At 45.0% G+C, this 18,955-nt stretch carries 15 protein-coding genes and 1 pseudogene; 9 read left to right on the top strand and 7 right to left on the bottom strand.

Annotation, left to right across the window (positions count from 1 at the left end):
• On the bottom strand, positions 1–1,891 hold a 1,891-nt coding region (gene abc-f / locus PLH26_RS10485), incomplete at its 3' end, for a ribosomal protection-like ABC-F family protein (protein WP_324585963.1).
• An 18-nt stretch (positions 1,892–1,909) separates the two neighbouring features.
• Positions 1,910–5,188 (bottom strand): protein O-mannosyl-transferase family, encoded by a 3,279-nt coding sequence (locus PLH26_RS10480; RefSeq protein WP_324585962.1) that lies wholly within the window; start codon positions 5,186–5,188, stop codon positions 1,910–1,912.
• Between the two features lie 453 nt (positions 5,189–5,641).
• Here PLH26_RS10480 and PLH26_RS10475 point away from each other — a divergent pair, with 453 nt between their 5' ends.
• The 7 genes and pseudogenes from PLH26_RS10475 to PLH26_RS10445 all read left to right on the top strand — a co-directional run.
• Positions 5,642–5,992, top strand: a complete 351-nt coding sequence (locus PLH26_RS10475) for a hypothetical protein (protein WP_324585961.1) — start codon at positions 5,642–5,644, stop codon at positions 5,990–5,992.
• Positions 5,993–6,133: 141 nt separating this feature from the next.
• Positions 6,134–8,575: a TonB-dependent receptor gene (locus PLH26_RS10470; RefSeq protein ID WP_324585960.1), complete on the top strand. Its 2,442-nt coding sequence runs from the start codon at positions 6,134–6,136 to the stop codon at positions 8,573–8,575.
• 584 nt (positions 8,576–9,159) lie between these two features.
• The gene (locus PLH26_RS10465) at positions 9,160–10,053 is read left to right on the top strand and encodes a glycosyltransferase family protein (protein WP_324585959.1); all 894 of its coding nucleotides are present in this window, start codon (positions 9,160–9,162) and stop codon (positions 10,051–10,053) included.
• A 78-nt stretch (positions 10,054–10,131) separates the two neighbouring features.
• Positions 10,132–10,959 carry an FkbM family methyltransferase gene (locus tag PLH26_RS10460; RefSeq protein ID WP_324585958.1) on the top strand — a complete coding sequence of 276 codons (828 nt, stop codon included), beginning with the start codon at positions 10,132–10,134 and terminating at the stop codon, positions 10,957–10,959.
• A gap of 260 nt (positions 10,960–11,219) precedes the next feature.
• On the top strand, positions 11,220–12,056 hold the full coding sequence (locus PLH26_RS10455; RefSeq protein WP_324585957.1) for a glycosyltransferase family 2 protein: 837 nt from the start codon (positions 11,220–11,222) through the stop codon (positions 12,054–12,056).
• Positions 12,057–12,248: 192 nt separating this feature from the next.
• Positions 12,249–12,482, top strand: a complete 234-nt coding sequence (locus tag PLH26_RS10450; protein ID WP_324585965.1) for a glycosyl hydrolase family 18 protein — start codon at positions 12,249–12,251, stop codon at positions 12,480–12,482.
• A 61-nt stretch (positions 12,483–12,543) separates the two neighbouring features.
• A pseudogene (locus PLH26_RS10445) lies at positions 12,544–12,792 on the top strand (glycosyl hydrolase family 18 protein); the annotation flags it as partial.
• 50 nt (positions 12,793–12,842) lie between these two features.
• Here PLH26_RS10445 and PLH26_RS10440 read toward each other — a convergent pair.
• Positions 12,843–14,279 (bottom strand): AAA family ATPase, encoded by a 1,437-nt coding sequence (locus PLH26_RS10440; protein WP_324585956.1) that lies wholly within the window; start codon positions 14,277–14,279, stop codon positions 12,843–12,845.
• Between the two features lie 494 nt (positions 14,280–14,773).
• Here PLH26_RS10440 and PLH26_RS10435 point away from each other — a divergent pair, with 494 nt between their 5' ends.
• Positions 14,774–15,880: a glycoside hydrolase family 18 protein gene (locus PLH26_RS10435; protein WP_324585955.1), complete on the top strand. Its 1,107-nt coding sequence runs from the start codon at positions 14,774–14,776 to the stop codon at positions 15,878–15,880.
• Position 15,881: 1 nt separating this feature from the next.
• Here PLH26_RS10435 and PLH26_RS10430 read toward each other — a convergent pair whose 3' ends face one another.
• Positions 15,882–17,006, bottom strand: a complete 1,125-nt coding sequence (locus tag PLH26_RS10430; RefSeq protein WP_324585954.1) for a Fic family protein — start codon at positions 17,004–17,006, stop codon at positions 15,882–15,884.
• A gap of 71 nt (positions 17,007–17,077) precedes the next feature.
• Between PLH26_RS10430 and PLH26_RS10425 the strand changes: the two genes are divergently transcribed.
• Positions 17,078–17,464 carry a glycosyl hydrolase family 18 protein gene (locus PLH26_RS10425; RefSeq protein ID WP_324585964.1) on the top strand — a complete coding sequence of 129 codons (387 nt, stop codon included), beginning with the start codon at positions 17,078–17,080 and terminating at the stop codon, positions 17,462–17,464.
• 102 nt (positions 17,465–17,566) lie between these two features.
• On the opposite strand, the gene PLH26_RS10420 is transcribed toward PLH26_RS10425, so the two are convergent.
• From PLH26_RS10420 to PLH26_RS10410, 3 genes are all read right to left on the bottom strand, one after another.
• The gene (locus tag PLH26_RS10420) at positions 17,567–17,836 is read right to left on the bottom strand and encodes a helix-turn-helix domain-containing protein (RefSeq protein WP_324585953.1); all 270 of its coding nucleotides are present in this window, start codon (positions 17,834–17,836) and stop codon (positions 17,567–17,569) included.
• A 165-nt stretch (positions 17,837–18,001) separates the two neighbouring features.
• On the bottom strand, positions 18,002–18,148 hold the full coding sequence (locus PLH26_RS10415) for a PIN domain-containing protein (RefSeq protein ID WP_206197500.1): 147 nt from the start codon (positions 18,146–18,148) through the stop codon (positions 18,002–18,004).
• 75 nt (positions 18,149–18,223) lie between these two features.
• Positions 18,224–18,448, bottom strand: a complete 225-nt coding sequence (locus PLH26_RS10410) for a hypothetical protein (protein ID WP_324585952.1) — start codon at positions 18,446–18,448, stop codon at positions 18,224–18,226.
• Positions 18,449–18,955: the final 507 nt, after the last annotated feature.

The raw sequence follows: 18,955 nt of genomic DNA, 5'->3' as shown, positions 1-18,955 counted from the left end.
TTGCTTCAGCAGCCAGGAATTTGTTCTTGTCCAAATAAATATCAGGAGAAGCCAACCGTGCTTCAAGCGTTGTTTTTTGCTCAGTAAGTGCAGCAATTCTTTCCTCGGCCTGCTGCAGGTTTTTTTGCCGCTTCTGCAGCTCTTTTTTTAATTCTTTATCAATTGGTGCGTTCGTTGGCGGCCCGGGAAGATCCGCAGGCTTTTGCTTTTCAGTTGCTTTCTTTTCTTCCGGCAAGGCTTTTTTTCCCTGGTGTTTTACAGCTACACCGTTTGCTTTTAGCGCTTCTGCTTTTTTTCGTTCTTTCCATTCCATCCATTCTTCATAGCCGCCGGCAAAATCTTTGATCTCATAATTTTCAATTTCCCAGATCCGGTTAGCGGCTTTCGAAATAAAATGCCTGTCGTGGCTTACCATGATCAGGCTGCCCTGGTAGCGGTTCAACGCTTCAATCAACAGGTCAATAGAAAGCAGGTCCAGGTGATTGGTAGGCTCATCCAACAGTAAAAAATTGGCTTTGCTTACCATGGTTTTTGCCAGCGCCACGCGTGCTTTTTCACCACCGCTCAGTACTTTAATTTTCTTCTCAACATCGTCGCCGCTAAACAAAAAACATCCCAGCAGCGTTCTTAATTCCTGCTCTGTTTTCCGGCTTCCGCAGTTTTTCATTTCTTCCAGGATGGTTTGCTGCACATTAAGCGCTTCCAGCTGGTGCTGCGCGTAAAAGCTCTCTTCTGCATTGTGCCCCCACACCCTTTCTCCTTCGAAAGGCTCTGTGCCCGCTACGATCCTGAGCAGGGTTGACTTTCCTTTACCGTTGGCACCTATCAGCGCAATTTTATCGCCACGGTTAATTTCAGCGGATGTATTTTCAACGATCTTAATATCGCCAAAACTTTTACTCAGGTGCTTTAAAGTGCAGATTATTTTCCCCGGTACTTTATCCAACTGGAAATTGATCTTTATTTCAGGGCGGTCAACCGATACATCTTCAATACGGTCTAACTTATCCAGTCGTTTTATAGCGCTTTGCGCTGCCGCGGCTTTGGTGGCTTTGGCACGAAACCTTTCTATAAACCTTTCCTGCTGCCTGATATATTCCTGCTGGTTCTCAAAAGCGCGCTGCTGCAATTGCAGCCGCATTTCTTTTTCTGTTTCATAAAAGTCAAAATTACCATTGTAAAAATGCAGTTGCTGCTGATACAGCTCCACGATCCTGGCAACCATGCGATTCAAAAAATACTTGTCGTGGCTTACAATTACAACGGCCCCTTTATAATGCAGGAGATATTTTTCAAGCCATTCAATGGAGGGAAGATCAAGGTGGTTGGTAGGTTCATCCAGCAACAGCAGATCGGGCTGCTGCAATATCATTTTAGCCAGCAGCACCCGCATTCGCCATCCGCCGCTGAATTCTTTGTAAGACCGCTGCAGGTCGCTGTTGGCAAAGCCCAACCCCTGCAATACTTCTTCGGTTTGATGATAGATATTGTAGCCGCCCAGCATTTCCAGCTCCTGCAGCTTATCGGAGTATTCGTGGAGCAGGGCTTCATCCTCATGTTCTTTTTCGAGCCGGTTACCCAGGATCTCAATTTCCTTTTCCAGCAATAATATTTTTTCAAAAGCGCCAAGCGCAACCCGCAGTATAGGCTCATTGGTATCAAAGCTCAGCAGATCCTGGTGAAGGTAACCAATAGTAGTGCCCCTGCCTCTTTCCACGCTGCCCGATGAAGGGAGGTATTCACCCACCAATACTTTCAGTAAAGTTGATTTTCCTGTGCCATTGTACCCGATCAGCCCTATTCTTTCGCCGGGCTGTATATGCCAGGTGGCGTCCCGTACAATGGTCCTCGCACCAAATTCAAAAGTCACATCCTGCAATCCTGCCAGCATAGCTCCAAAGAATAAACTTTATTTTTTTATAGAATCATCCGGAGTGGCTCCGGGGCTGTCTGTTTTTATTACAGCAGGCGTTTCGGGATCAACAGCAGGTTCTTTATACTTTCCTTCAATAAAACCAAGATAATTCTGTACCCTGAACGTCTGGTCAATCTCACTGTACAACGTACGCTGCTTTGCGCTTAATCCTTCGGGGTCCTGCAGGCGCTGCATCATTTCCTGAACCGACATATTCCCCAGGGCTGCATAGTAGCTCAACTGCTGGTCAATGTCTTTTTTCAGATCCTTCAATACCCTGTCGCCCAGTTCTTTATAATCGGCTTCATACGCGGCTTCCATTACAGAGATGCCAACAATATTATGCTGGTTACCGCGACTTACCATGGCATAAGGCATATTGACCACGTTGATCCCTTTATCGCTTTTTTCAAGTAATTTTTTCGCCTCTTCCTTCCTGCCATCCCTGGCCATGCTTTCGGCCGCATTGGCATAAGCCTGCCGTATGGTCAATAAATGGCGGCGATTCTCTTCATCAAAGTATACGCCCGGCAGGTTGGCATTGCCGAATGCAAACTTTTTCATCATGTTTTCAAAAGCCGCATCGTTGTTTACATTGTTGCTTGCGTTATCCTGCCGGGGCTGAACCGGCACCAGGCGGTAGCTGAGCCCGTCGGCACGTAAATACTGCGAAAATCCAAGCTCATTGAACGGAGCCGTAAAATATACAGGACGTTTCCAGTTATTGGCGGCAATTACATTTAAAACAGCAAGATCATTCTTCATCAGCGCGTTTTTTCCCTGGGGAAGATCAAACCGCAATTCATCTACAACGGTATCACCCGCATTCACCGTTCCGTTCTCCCGCACCAGCGCGCTGTCAACAGGTATACTGAACTTCCTTACAGGAAAAGTATTGAACACATTGTCTGCACCGTAGGTCATGGTATAAGCCGGGTCATCGCTGCCAATAATTTTGGTTAATACCTCACCAAGATATACATACTGGTTCTGGGGTATATTGGGACTGGCCTGAAAGTATACAACATTGCGTTTATCGCCTTCTGTTTTTTCGGGGCCCCATAACAAATCTATAGGCTCACTGTCATTTACCTTATAACGCATCTGGTTAATGTACCAGTCAATACCCAGCAGGCTGTAATTTACCACCCTTATATCGCGCCGTATACCTTCTACCTCCTGGGCATACCACAACGGGTAGGTATCATTATCACCAAACGTAAAAAGCACGGCATTGGGGGCGCAGCTTTCGAGATAGTCTTTCGCCAGGTCGCGGGCCAGCTCCTTTTTGCTCCTGTCGTGGTCATCCCACTCCTGGAAACCCATTATTACGGGAACGGCCAGTGTACAGATCACCGCTGCCGCATAACCCGCCAGCCTGGCATTCATTACCTTTTCAAACCATTGCTTTACCATCATTACACCAATGCCAATCCATATGGCAAAAGCATAATAAGAGCCGGCAAAAGCATAATCCCGTTCACGGGGCTGGGGGCCGGCCGCATTCAGGTAAAACACAATAGCAAAGCCGGTAAAGAAGAACAATAAAAAGCTTACTAAAAAATCTTCGCGGTGGTGGCGGTAATGGAAGAACAAACCGATAAGCCCCAATATTAAAGGCAAAGCAAATAATTTATTATTGGCCTTATTGTTCTTAATGCTGTCGGGCAGCTTCGACTGGTCGCCCAAAAACAAATTGTCGATAAAGGAAATACCTGTAATCGTATTGCCGTCCCGCACATTGCCGATTCCCTGCAGGTCGTTTTGCTTACCGATGAAATTCCATCCAAAATACCGCAGGTACATCCATCCTATCTGGTAACCGAAGGCCCATCTGATATTGTCCATATAGGTGGGTTTTTCATCCTTGTCGAGTCCAAGCCAGCTCCTGTAATAATTGGCATGCCCCTGGTCGTTGCTGGCATCCCATATACGGGGCAGAAACATCATATCATCAGGCTCATATACATATTCAAAATTTTTGCCGATGTTAATATACTTTTTATCGCCTTTCTGCCAGCGGTAACCTTTTTCCTTGATCATTGGTGTACCATCAGGATTCGTTTGAACTTCGGCGGCAAAGGTTTGACCATATATCAACGGGAAATCACCATATTGTTCACGTCCAACATAGCCCACCAAACTCATGGGATTATCTACATTATACATATCCACCGAAGGGTTGGCGGCAGAGCGGATCATGGTAGTAAGATAGGTAGAGTAACCGATAAGTATAAACGCAAAACACCAGAGTCCCAGCTTAAGAAAATCCAGTATTTTAACCCTGCTGTGGTAAGCAGCATATACCGCCAGTGCCGTACCGCCTGCAAACAGCAGGAAGGACAGGAAAGAGGTAATGTAAGGGAACGAGAACAGGAAAATAAAAACAGAAAGCCAGATCGCAAACCCGGTGAAATTATTGATCAGTTTATCTGCCCTGCGGATACCTATTACAATCACAGCTGCCAGTAAAATAAAATAAGTGGCAAAGCCCGTAAAGAAAGGCAGTCCAAGCCCGTTCACAAACCACCGGTCAAATATGCCCGAGCCGGTGATGGTATACTGTATCACAAACTTTTGCACAAACCCTGTAATGATACAGCCTACTATAAAAGCCCAGAAGATGCCCCAGGGCGTGGTTTTGTAGCGGCGGAAATAATATACCATTACAATGGCAGGAATGGTAAGCAGGTTAAGCAGGTGAATGCCTATGGATAAACCGATAACAAAGAACAGCAGTACGATCCACCTGTCGGAGCCGGGCTCATCGGCATTGTGCTCCCACTTTAAGATCATCCAGAATACCAGTGCCGTCAAAAACGATGAAAAAGCATATACCTCCCCTTCCACGGCGCTGTACCACATGGAGTCGCTGAAGGTAAATGCCAATGCGCCCACAACGCCTGCAGCCATTATGGTAAAAATTTTTTCGGCGTTCAATGTAGCATGTGCTTTCTGGTATATTTTACGGGTAAAATGAGTGATCGTCCAAAAAAGGAACAATATGGTAAAGCCGCTGGCTAAAGCGCTCATGATGTTCACCGCTTTGGCTGCGGTAAGCGGGTTATCGCCGAACAATACTATAAAAATACGGCCAATGATCACGAACAGGGGCGCTCCCGGCGGATGCGGTATTTGCAGCTTAAAGCAACTGCTTACAAATTCACCGCAATCCCAAAGGCTCCCGCCTGCTTCTGCCGTTAAAATATATACGGCGCAGGCAATGATGCAAACCATCCATCCGGTAATGTTATTGACCTTGTTGAAATTCATATTAGTACTGTCTTTTATAAGATTGGCAAACCTACACGAATTTTAATAAGCTACAAAAACCGCTGTAATGAATTTGGCTATCCTTATCACATTTTTACCCCCGGAGCCGGTAGCGAGAGGTATTTTTAAATTGGCGATCAGCTATCGGCTTTCAGCTTTCAGCTATTGCTCATAGCTCAAAGCTGGCGGCTCATGGCTGTGAATGGTGAAACGTGAAAGATGGAATTTTGTGTATTCCTTCGGATTTAGGATCTACGACTTCGGGTTTGCAATTTCTCCGCGCCGGCGGACAAGCCTGGCCTTTGCTTTCGCGATTTGGGCTTTGTATTTCATCAGATTTCGTTACGTGCATGCAGCATATCACTTCGGATCTGGTCTTACCGGCATTAATGTTTAAAATTTGCATCATTGTTTCATTTTTTATATACCTTTGGGCATACTATTTCGTGCATCTTGTTTAAACGGGTTACATCATATCGCTTCTGCATTGCGCTGCTGCTGCTGATCAGCTTTTCGGCAACGCAATTTCCTTTTGAGCTTTTCCACAATCACGGCGCCGCCATTGTTTGTAATGACTACCCGAAAGGAAAGGACATATGCCAGCATAAATCGCATCTTGCTACAAAAAAGGATCATTGCCTGGCGTGCAGCATCCATGTGGAAAAAGTTTTCCTGTTCACCACCCCCCTCCCGGAAAACAACAACTGCAACGGTTTGCTGATTCACCATCTATCTTCCGTTGCAGTACATTCCGGTACGCCGGAACATACCACGCTGAGGGGGCCTCCATATATCATAGCATAGATAATGTATTGACCCGTCATCTCCTCTGAACGAAACAATAAGCACCTGCAAACATTACTATCGGTACTGTTGATATATTTTTTACCAGGCAGCGTTATTGCGTTTAACAGGAGTATTCCTCATCATTCAAAGCATATTATTTTGAGACTCTGTCATATCTGTTTCCTCCTTCTGTTTATTGTATTGCTGCAACACCAGGGTTCGGCACAAACGAAAACCATCCCGGGTGAAGCTGCAAAAAACAGCCGGACTGCCCCTGTCAAAGCATCTGTTTCGGGCAGGATAAGCGACGCCGGCACAGGAGAACCGCTGCCGGGAGCTTCGGTATATTTTGCCGACGCTAAAACGGGAGCCATCACCAATGCAAACGGCGAATACACGATAAGAAATATTGCAGCGGGAAGCTATCTTATTGAAGTTTCTTTTGTGGGATACAGCAGCATTACGGAACATATACGGCTTTCCGGCGACCTGCAAAAAGATTTCGCTTTGTGGCCTGCTGTTCTTGAAAATGAAGGTGTAACCGTTACCGGCGTTTCTACGGCCACCAAGATCAGAAGAACCCCCACACCGGTAACCATTGTAAGCAAAAGAGAGCTTACCCAGGTAACTGCAAGCAACCTCATTGATGCGCTGAGCAAAAACCCCGGGGTTTCGCAGGTCTCCACCGGCCCATCCATTTCAAAACCCGTTATAAGAGGATTGGGGTATAACCGGGTGGTTGTGCTCAATGATGGCATCCGCCAGGAAGGCCAACAATGGGGTGATGAACACGGTATTGAAATAGACGAATACAGCGTACAGAAGGTGGAGATATTAAAAGGTCCCGCTTCTCTTATTTACGGGAGCGATGCAATGGCCGGCGTGATCAATATTTTAACCAATACACCTGCAGCGGAAGGAACGATAAAAGGAAATGTAATGGCAAACTACCAGACCAACAACAGGCTCCGGGGTTTTGGCGCCAGGCTGGCAGGCAATAAAAACGGTTTGAACTGGAACCTGTACGGCTCATTTAAAGGAGCGCAGGATTATAAAAACAAATACGATGGTTATGTATTCAATTCAAAGTTCAATGAAAAGAACCTGGGAGGATACATTGGTTATAACGGAAGCTGGGGCTACAGTCATGTTATCGTAAGCAGCTTTGACCAGGAGCCCGGACTTATAGAAGGTGACCGTGATGAACTTACCGGAAAATTCATCCGTGAAATAAATAACAATGGCGAAGCAGAAACAAGAATAGCGGAAGACGGTGATTTTTCGGGCATTCACCCCGACATACCCCGGCAGCATATTCAACATTTTAAAGTTGCCGCTGATAACAGGTTCAATGTCGGGAACGGCAAGCTCTCTGTTAATCTCGGCTTTCAAAACAACAAAAGAAAAGAATTCGCAGATGTGCTCGCTCCCGGCACGCCCGAATTGTTTTTTGATCTCAATACATTTACCTATAACCTGCAATACCACCTGCCGGACAACAACAAATGGGAAACCGCTGTTGGTATTACCGGTATGCAGCAAAGCAATAAAAACAAAGCGGAGGAAGTGCTGATACCCGAATATCATTTGTTTGATGTGGGGGCTTTTGTATACACCCAACGCAATTATGATCGCTTTACCATAAGCGGTGGGATACGTTTTGACAACAGGACCGTTGATTCGAAGAAACTGGAAGAAAACAATGAAACGAAGTTTGAAGGTTTTACCAGGTCTTTCCGGAATGTTTCAGGGAGCGCCGGCATCAGCTACGAAGCCGGTAAGGCCACAACCCTGAAGCTGAACATAGCAAGGGGGTTCCGTGCGCCGGGCATTGCCGAGCTGGCTTCCAATGGTACGCATGAAGGCACCAACCGGTATGAATACGGCGACCGGCATTTACGATCCGAAACCAGCCTGCAGGCCGATATAGGCGCAGAGGTGAACACGGAGCACCTTTCGTTGAACGCAACCGGTTTTGTGAACACCATTGATCATTTTATTTTTTACAGGAAGCTCTCCGGTGTTAACGGCGGGGATTCGCTGGTGAACGTGGATGGGGAAGATATAACCGCTTTTACATTTGACCAGGCAAAAGCCCTGCTGTACGGGGCAGAGTTATACATTGACATTCATCCCCACCCCCTGGACTGGCTGCATTTTGAGAACACTTTTTCCTATGTAAGGGGCACATTTAACCAGCCGATAGAAGGGGTAAAGAACATTCCTTTTATACCGGCCGCACGGCTCATCACACAATTAAAAGTTGAATTCCTGAAGAAAGGGAAACGGATCAGCAACCTTTCCATCAGTACTGAACTGGATAATACGTTCAGGCAAAGCAAGGCGTTTACCGCTTATGATACCGAAACGCCCACAAACGGTTATTCGTTGTGGAACGCCTTTATCGGAGCGGATATCATGCACCGCAAAAAAACATTGTTCTCTGTTTTCCTCACCGGCAATAACCTGGCCAACACCGCTTATCAGAATCATTTAAGCAGATTAAAGTATACGGCTGTAAACAATGTTACCGGCCGGCAGGGGGTATATAATATGGGGAGGAATTTTAGTGTGAAGATCAACGTGCCCTTATCGTTTTAGAGCATGCACCAGCTACCGGATAACACCAGTTATGAAGCAAAGGCCGCTTATACAGCGGCTTTTTTGCTAAAGCAGATCCTATAAGCAAAGCGAAGACAGGTTCCTCCAAACTGCCAATGACAGTTCATGGTTGAACGTGTAGTGCAGAAGCTGCCTCCTTGTTCCACTGCTTGTCGTGCCGAGCCCGCCGCCGCGGCGGAGCGAAGCATCTGAATTGTGAATGAGAGCTGTAATAAAATGACCGGAGTGAAATAGATCCCTCCTTCGTCGGAATAACAGGCTGCGGTGCTACTATCTGCCTGTTAGAAAAATGTACGGCAGCATTAAATTGACGAGGATTCCTGCGATAGTCCAATCCCTATCCTTTTGCTTCACACTCCCTCTATAAGCCCTGGTACATGTCTCCACGTACCAGGGCGATTGAATTCAGAAGAAACAGGTATTTCTCTAAAAAAAGCAGATTTGTTGTTGATTTGTTAAAACAATTTTGCATATTGTACTGCAAATAAAAGCATAGTCTTGCAACCCATATGACAATCAGTGGTTTTACAATAGTCCGGAATGCTACAAAACTATATTACCCGGTGAAAGAGTCTATTCAATCCATTCTTCCCCTGGTAGATGAATTTGTTGTGGCTTTAGGAAATTGCGATGAAGATGATAACACTTTAGAGGAGATTCAAAGCATAGGATCCGACAAGATAAAAATTATTCATACGGTATGGGATTTAGAAAAATACCCTAACGGCACCGAGTATGCCCGCCAAACCGATATAGCGAAGAACGAATGTAAGGGCGATTGGCTTTTTTATCTGCAAAGTGATGAAGTGATTCATGAAAAATACCTTCCTGTCATAAAAAAGCGGTGTGAAGCATTTCTGCATGATAAAGATATTGAAGGATTACTTTTTGATTATAAACATTTTTGGGGAGATTATGATCATTATATTGAATCTCACGGATGGTATGCAAAAGAGATAAGGATCATCCGGAACCTGCCCTACATCCATTCATGGGGTGATGCCCAGTCATTCCGGAACATCCCGGATTTTGACGGGGTTAACTATCATCAGAAAAAAGGAACCTATAAACTACGTGTAGCCGGCGCCGGGGCATGGGTGTATCATTATGGATGGGTTCGTCCGCCCCGCTATATGCAAACAAAGCAGAAAGCATTCACCGCCATTTATAAAGGAAATGCTTTCGCCGAAAACAATTTCGGGAATGGAGACCAGGAATTCAACTTTGGGAATCTTGATAAATTGAATATTTTTAATGAAAAACACCCCAAAGTAATGGAGAATATGATTAACAGGTTTGACTGGCAGGATAAGTTACATCCAAATATCTCTCCTGATCCCAGGGTAAAGCATAAACATGAAAAATTGAAAAACCGCCTGCTGTCATATGTCGAAAAAAACCTGTTGAACGGCAACCAGATCTTTAGCTTTAAAAACTATACCCTCGTCAAGCGGTAAGGATAACGAACAGGACTAAGCCGGAAGATACCGGTACGGCCCCATTTCCTCAACGCCAATTATATACTTATATACTTTATGTTCAAATTTGTAAAACGAGCCTTCAACAAAAAAAAAGCCCGTAGGATAACACAGGAATATTCCTATAAGATTGACAACTTTCTTTTGCCGGAAGAAGGAGAAATACAGTTTGCCAACTGGCTGAACCCGCTTGTAAAATCCAAGACCCTCACACAATCTGAAGTTAATTTCTACAGGAAGTTCATTAAAAAGGGGGACCTTGCAATTGATATAGGCGCAAATATCGGCGACACCACAGTTCCCATGGCATTGGCCGCCGGGAAAGAAGGCCTCACACTTGGCTTTGACCCCAACCCTTATGTGTTTAAAATTTTAGAAGCGAACGCCAGGCTCAATCCCGATAAAGTAAACATTGTACCTCTTCCGTATGCCATCACAGAAAAAGAAAGTGAGTTCTTTTATAATTCTTCGGAGGCATCATTTGCCAACGGAGGTATCCAGGAGATAGACAAAGGATACCACGGTAAATACGCATTGCAGCAAAAAATCAAAGGCATAAGGCTATCCGATTTCTTACGTACACATTATCCTGAAGAAATGAAGAAGCTCTCTTTTATAAAGGTAGATGCTGAAGGGTTGGATAGTGTGATCCTGAAATCTGTAAAGGATCTTATAGAGGCCTTTAAGCCGCTGGTTATTGCGGAATGCTTTACAAGATCTTCAAAAGAAGAACGGTATGATCTTTTTAATACGGTGGCTTTACCCGGTTATAAAGTATACAAGTTTGATGATTTTGATGAAAACGCGCCCACAACATTAATTTCCGGTAAAGAAGAAATGACCAACTGGAAAACCTTCAACCTCTATGCTATATATGGCGGATAACCGGTCAGTACCTGCAACCGGGTGTTCTACAAGCGGATATCACCATCCACCTGCTAAAAAAGGGTCATGCGGCTAATACAGGAAAACTTATTAGCTCATTGGTTGCCGGTCATCCCGCCGGTGACAACACCAGGCGGGGGCGGAATTGAAGAAAAAGTTTTGAATGGAAACCGGTTTCTTACTTTTAAAAATTATACACTGGTCAAAGTGTAAGTGATAAAAATTGTTTAGCTCATTAAGCGTACCTCCTTTTATCAGTTATGACGGAAAAAATAAGTATTATCACTGCTATTCATAATGGTATAAATTTTAATAAAATATACCTGGCTTCAATACAGCGAAATACCTGCAATCCTTATGAACTAATTATAATTGACAATTGTTCAACGGATGGCAGCAGCGCACTGTTTAAAAATGCCGGAGCTATTGTAATAGAGAATACCAGGAACTATTCTTATCCCCATTGCCAAAACCAGGGTATTAAAGCCGCAACCGGAAGCTATTTGTTTTTCTTAAACAACGATTTGGTTGTTTCTCCTGACTGGAATAAACGATTAATAGAAATTGCCCAATTCCACCGGCTTGACCTTATATCAGCCAAAGGCATAGAAAATATGGGTGATAAAAAGCTTGATAAAAAGTTTAAGAAGAGATGGAAAACAACTAAAAACTTGTTAATGATTTTCGGCTTTGGTGAAAACAATCTCAGCTTAATGCATAAAGTAATGTATGGAAACTGGGAGAGGTTCTGCGAAAAGCAATACACCCAATATGGCACTACAGTAGTAGAAGGCATTTTAGGAAACAATGTGATGATAACGCGAAAAGCTATTGATAAAATCGGGTTCTGGGATGAACGCATCCAGTCTGGAGATTTCGATTTGTTTATGCGCACTAAAAAATATAGCCTGGAGTATGGTGACATTAAACCCTGCCATGTTGCATTAGGTGTATACATACATCATTTTATCCGGATGACATCAAAGTATGGCAAAAAAAAACCCACACCCTTTGCAGACAAAGATTCACTTATCAGTCTTTGGGATAAATGGAACGAACAAGAGATAGCATTGTATGGATTGCCTGAAAATAAATAAACAATCCCGGGATCAGGAGTTATTGCATCTTTTAATTATTGATTTAATATATCCAACCTGCATTGTATTTCTTACAACGACGCACTCAGCGTAAGCTAAAAGGCACTTCAATGTGTTCCTTGGCGCCGGACAATTGTGCTTGCCTAAGACAAATATAAAGTATGTGCCTGGTATACCGGGTTTACCGCGTTCATTGACTCCTCCGTTGAATGGGAAAAAGTGATGAAGATGGTAGACAGGATAAACCTCATGAGCTACCACCTGGTGAATGGATATACCACGGTAAGCGGGCATCATACACCGTTGTATTCCACGCCGCAGCAAAAAGAATCTACAGATCATGGCGTACAGATGATGCTTGCCAAAGGCGTGCCTGCCGATAAAATTGTTGTTGGCGCTGCCTTTATGCCAGGCTCTACAAAGTAACGGATACCATTAACAACGGACTGTACCGGAGCGGCAGGCTTTAAAGGCTTTCTCTTATAACCGGTATGCCGACTCATTAACCGCTGCCAATGGCTTTACCCAATATTGGTACAGCACCGCCCGGGCACCCTATGCCTTTAACCCGCAAAGAAAATTACCGGCTTCCTACGATGATACCCGCTCTGTTCAGCTAAAAACAAAATACGTGCTGAAGCATAAGCTCAATGGCATTATGTTCCGGCAACTGGCGGAAGATAAGCTGAGAGACGGATTATTGGATGCTATTGATAAGGCAAAGCGGGAGGAGTAAATATTCAACCAGTTGGACGGGGGTAGGCAACGGGAGCAAAGGAAATACATTTAAGCCCCGTCAAACAACGATCCCATCCTGATCTCGTTATCCACAAGCTGCAGCTTATATTCATTATCAGCCACACCGTAAGTGGTTATAAACGCTAAAAGCAATCCTTTTCCGGGGGAAATGCTTTCCCGGAAAGCGGTTATTTTTTGCTGTAAAAGTTGGTTATACCGCTTATCAATAACAAACTGCTTTATATTGAATTTTACCTCGCAGATATGGATGGTGTTATCGCTCCGGTCAAGTAAAAGATCTATCTGGGCACCGTCTGCCTGTTTACTGCCTGCACGATACCAGGAACAGTAAGCAACGCTGATACCCGATATACCCAGCGCTTTTTTGATCTGTGGAATATGCTTCATGCACACATTTTCAAAAGCATACCCGCACCACGCTATATATTTTCCTGTTTTACTGATCGTGAGCCAGTCATTTTTACTGTTCTTACCTCTCATAAACCTTAAATAAAACAGCGAAAACTCATCCGCCAGGCGATAAAGGCTTTCCTTCTTTTTTTTATCAAAAGGCTCTGTCTTTTCAACAAAGCCGCTCTCTGTCAATTCTTCAAGCACAGCCGTGAGGCCGCCTCCTGTCACCAAATCCCCGGTGGCCAGCAGCTCATTCCTGGTCAGTCCCTTATTTTTTTTAGCCAGGGCCTGTATCACATGCACGTGCTTTTCATAATTAGTGAACAGCGCTGCATACAAGTTCTGAAATTCATCTGCCAGCAGGCCGTTAGGCGCAAAGCAGGTATTATTGATTGTCTGGTGCAAACTTTCTCCCCGCTTAATGGCATTCAGGTAATGTGGTATGCCCCCGGTTACCATGTACAGTTGCAGTACCTGGTAATCGCTGAAGCGGATATTCCTGTGTTGCAGGTAATCTTTGGTTTCTTTTAAGGTAAAAGGCAGCAATCTTATCCGCTGTGTGATCCTGTTATGTAACCCTCCCTTGTTGTTGACTATCTTTTTGATCATCCAGGAAGCTGCAGAACCGCATATCACCGCGAGTATATCCGGCCTGTCGGAAAGATATATATTCCAGAAATACCCAAAGGCAGAAAGAAACCCCGATTTATGCGTGTCGAGCCAGGGCAACTCATCAAAAAAAATAACTTTTTTACCTTTCGTTTTAACCGCATCAAAGCATTCACGAAGCATAATAAAAGCCTGCTGCCAGTTGGCGGGCGGCTGAAGCTGGCGATTGGCGGGAAACCAGGTGTTCAATTGCTGCTGAAAATTGGCAAGCTGCGTGCGCGTGTTGCCACCACATTCCCCGCTGCAGGAAAATGTAAGGTGACCGGCGTAATAATTTTTTATCAGGTAAGTTTTGCCCACCCGTCTTCTTCCGTAGATGGCCAGCAGTTCCGGACGATCGCTTTTCAGCAACTGCTCCAGTATTTTCATTTCTGCTATCCGGCCTATGATCGTATGCTTCATCCCTTTTTATTACCTGCCAAAAGTAGCAAAAAAACTATAGATTTGGCAACTAATAAAAATTATTACCTGCCAAAAGTGTATTAAAAAGGAAGATTTGGCAACCAATAACTGATCCTGTTCTTAACCGGTATTTAAACTTCGATGGATTTCGCTTCATACGCAAAAGCGCTTCTATTTGTAATAGCTATTCTTTATGCTTCAATTTATATAAGCAATACATCTTTTATTTTGCTGCCATTGCAGGGAGCAACAGAACTATGATCCAATTTACTCGGCATTTTGCACCTGCTCCCGCAGTAGCATTTCCACAGCCGAAGTAACAATAGCACCACAGCTCAATCGAAGCCCTTCCCCGGAAATATTGGGATTTTACGCCCGCCCGCCCGATTGAATCATTCAGGCGGACGTTACTTTTTTTGTGGAAAAAAATAACAAAACAACCTTACAGCTTTATATTTGTAATGCTGCCCTTTTAACCATTCAACAACATCTATATGAACAAATATCTCCCGGCGGCGTGCATCGCGCTGAATATGCTCTGTATTGCAGCATCCGCCCAAACCGGCAACAATAAAAAGAACATTTCGGTAATTGCCTATTATGCAGGAAGAGCCGACAGGATTGACAGCTTTGAAGTAGAAAAGCTCACCCACATCATTTTCTGCTTTTGCCATTTAAAAGGCAACCGGCTGCATATCGGGAGAGCACGTGACACCGCCGCCATTCACAAAATGGTTGCGTTGAAAAGCAGGAACCCGGCCTTGAAAGTCATCCTGTCGCTGGGGGGCTGGGGCGGCTGCAAAACCTGTTCGCCCGTGTTTTTAACAGCAGAGGGAAGAAAAGAATTTGCCCGGTCTGTAAAAGAAGCCAATGATTATTTTGGTACGGATGGCATTGACCTCGATTGGGAATACCCGGCCATCGTGGGACATCCCGGCCATCCTTTCGATCCCGGAGACAAGCCCGCCTTCACCCAACTGGTAAAAGAGCTCCGGAAGCAGCTCGGCAAAAAGCATGAGATCAGCTTTGCCGCCGGCGGGTTTACCGCGTTCATTGACTCCTCTGTTGAATGGAAAAAAGTGATGAAGATGGTAGACAGGGTAAACCTCATGAGCTACGACCTGGTAAATGGCTATACCACCGTGAGCGGGCATCATACACCGTTGTATTCCACGCCGCAGCAAACAGAATCTACAGATCATGGGGTGCAGATGATGCTTGCCAAAGGAGTGCCTGCGCATAAAATTGTTGTGGGCGCTGCTTTTTATGCCAGGCTGTATGAAGTAACAGATACCATTAACAATGGCCTGTACCGGAGCGGCAGGTTCTTAAAGGCTTTCTCTTATAACCGGTATGCCGACTCATTAACCGCTGCCAATGGCTTTACCCAATATTGGGACAGCACCGCCCGGGCACCTTATTCCTTTAACCCGCAAAGAAAATTACTGGCTTCCTACGATGATACCCGCTCTGTTCAGCTAAAAACGGAATACGTGCTCAAGCACCGGCTCGATGGCATTATGTTCTGGCAACTGGCGGAAGATAAGCTGAGAGACGGGTTATTGGATGCGATTGACAAAGCAAAGCGGGGGAGCAAGTAGCTTATACACGACTATCCACCACCAGGTACCTTGTGCTTCTTCCGCCTTGCGGGCCTTTTACAAGTATGCCTTTGGCAACAAGGTCATTAATATCACGTACAGCGGTATCGGTAGAGCTGCCGGTGATCTTCGCCCAGTTGGACGAAGTAATATGACCCTGGTAGCCGTCTAAAATTTTATTCAGCATTACCCGTTGCCGTGTATTCAGGGAAAGCCCCATGTGTTTTTTCCAGAATTCCGCTTTCCGCATCACCACCGCCAGCTCATCCCTGCTGGCATCCATTGCCCTGCCCAGGCATTGCAGGAACCATTCCAGCCAGGCGGTAATATCTATTGAGCCTTTTTGAGTCATCTCAAGTGTATGGTAGTACCGGCTACGCTCTTTACGGATCTGGGCAGACATACTGTAGAACCGTAACCCCGATCCGTCTGCCCTGGCAAGCTGCAGGTCGGTGATGGCGCGGGCTATACGCCCGTTACCGTCATCAAAAGGGTGTATGGTTACAAACCAAAGATGAGCAATGGCAGCTTTGAGCAGCATGTCCATATCATCGCTGTTGTTGAACCATTGCAGAAAGCCGAACATTTCATCAGGAACCAAAGCCGCCTCCGGGGCCTGGAAATGCACTTTCTCTCTTCCCATCATGCCCGATATTACCTGCATAGGATGCTGCGGAGGATTGTTGCGCCAGTTGCCGGTTACAATAGGTGTAATGCCGCTCCTTCCTGTAGGAAAAAGCGCCGCATGCCAGTTGAACAATCGCTCTGCTGTGAGCTGCTGTGCGTAGTGAGTGGTAGCATCCAGCATCATATCCACGATGCCCTCCACATGCCGGTCTGCAGGAGCAACACCGCCGGCTTCCAACCCAAGTCTTCTCGCCACAGACGAGCGCACCTGTGCCACATCGAGTATTTCGCCTTCAATTTCGCTCGACTTTATAATATCAAGCGTTACCGTTTGCAGGTTGGCTTCTGCCTGCAAAGCAAACCCCAATGCCGACATGCGACCGAGCAGCCATGCCTGCTTAACCCTCAGCTCAGCCAGCAAAGAAGCCGTAACAGCAGCATCCCACCTGAAATGCGGCCATTCTTTTAACTGGTAAATATAGGTTGCCGACCTCTGCATTTGCGGTAAATATAGCCTTTATTTACCGCATAATTTGATATTTGCCGTATATTTTGCGGCGACTAAACTAAATCATTACCGATTTTTATTGGCGTGGTATCTTCATCAGCACTGCCCGGGCGCCCTATTCCTTTAACCCGCAAAGAAAATTACTGGCTTCTTACGATGATGCCCGCTCTGTTCGGCTAAAAACGGAATACATGCCGGAGCACGGGCTCAGTGGCATTATGTTCTGGCAACTGGCGGAAGATAAGCTGAGAGACGGGTTATTGGATGCTATTGATAAGGTAAAGCGGGGGAGTAAGGATTCAACCAGCTATGTTTCACGTCCGTCCGACCGTTTCATCCCGGCGGGCAAAGCGCGCAGAGGAGCAACGACGCAGGGAGCTATAATTGAATGTAATCAGCATTTTACACCTGCGCCCGCAGCAGCATTCCCACAGCCGAATTCACGGTAATACCAAAGCTCAATCAATCCCGCTTTTTGCGTTACTTTTTTCCGCAAAAAAGTAACGGAAAAAAGCAAAAGGCTGGCGGTACAGAAAAACATATCGAATACATTAAGAAGCCTTCTTAACATAAATGATCGGCTCCCCTAACTGAGCCTCCAGTTTAGCAATCGTTTTAAGTGTAAGATTATGATTGCCTTTAAGCCATTTATTGATTTCTGATGGTCTCTTATTCAGCTTTTCGGCCAGGTCTTTTTGGGTGTAGCCTTTAGCCTTAATAAGCTCGTTGATCCTTATAACAATATCGGTATACTGACGCACAAAAATGCGCAACTCTTCCGGTGTTTCGCTTTGTATTTTCTTTGCAACTTTGCTTCTCATAAAATGCTTTTTTACAAAATAATTCCATTATCCCCCGTTCGCTGCTGTCAGCTTTAATTAGGAAAATCGGGCTAAGCTTAAATAAACTAATACTGTTTGCCTGGACGACAAAACTTTTGAAGGCAGCCTTATAGAGCAGTATAACGGAGCTTTTGCTTATACCTCTTAAAAGAAATCAGATAATTGATTGAGTTCTATTTTTCTAACTTCAAAAAATACGCCATTCAAATGATCAAAATCACTATCGGTTGTTACAAGTTGCAGATCAAGTAACCCGGCAAGTGATGCTATCCAAAGGTCGTTTTTACCCATATTTCTGGGTGTAAGAAAATTATATTCTCCGAATAACGGGTTACGCCTTTGTGTCAAAAAGCAAATGCATACCCGTCATTTATTTTGCTCCAATTGCTTCAATGCTTCTTTCCGCTCTTCTTCATTAAAAGGTTCTATCTCCGGGCTTGCCTCCAGGGCTTCAATCAATTTTTCGTTGTTTTGCCCTTTCTTTTTGCCGAAAGCGGTAGTGCCGCCGGCAGCCCATATTTCTTCCGGGGAATATGATTTCCGGTCTCTGAACCCGGAAGCTTGCATATTATTTTTTATACCTGATCCCATTACATCCTCCTTTTTTATTAAAATTCAAAACCCTCCTGCTGCACCGGTCATAAAGCTGTGTATAGAAATTTTTCCCACTTACTGCTTCCTGCTCATAAATTTACTTACCATTTAATGAATATTACAACTGTTATCCTTATTTCCCTTTTAATACCAGCACCACAAACCAAAAAGTAAGTAGGGATTTCATTCCCTCCGCCGGGCTTTGCGGGCGGGATCGCAAAGACTGCAAGCGGTTGTAAGTATTCCGGGGAAGCTAAGTTATCAGCAAACGCATCAGGGTGCTGTTGCTGAATTCATAGTAGTACCAAAGCTCAATCGAAGCGCCTTGCCGGAAACATAGATTTTCACGCAAAGAAGCAGCGAACACGGAGGAACTGTCGATAAATTAATCAGCATTTTGCACCCATGCCCGCAGTAGCATTCCCACAGCCGAAGTCACAGTAGTACCAAAGCTCAATCAAGGCTCCTTCCCGAAATCGGGCCGTAATCCCTGCCCCCGTCCGT

Source organism: Agriterribacter sp. (assembly GCF_035444585.1).
In the GTDB taxonomy this organism is placed as follows: domain Bacteria; phylum Bacteroidota; class Bacteroidia; order Chitinophagales; family Chitinophagaceae; genus Agriterribacter.
This window is presented reverse-complemented; position numbering and strand designations above follow the sequence as displayed.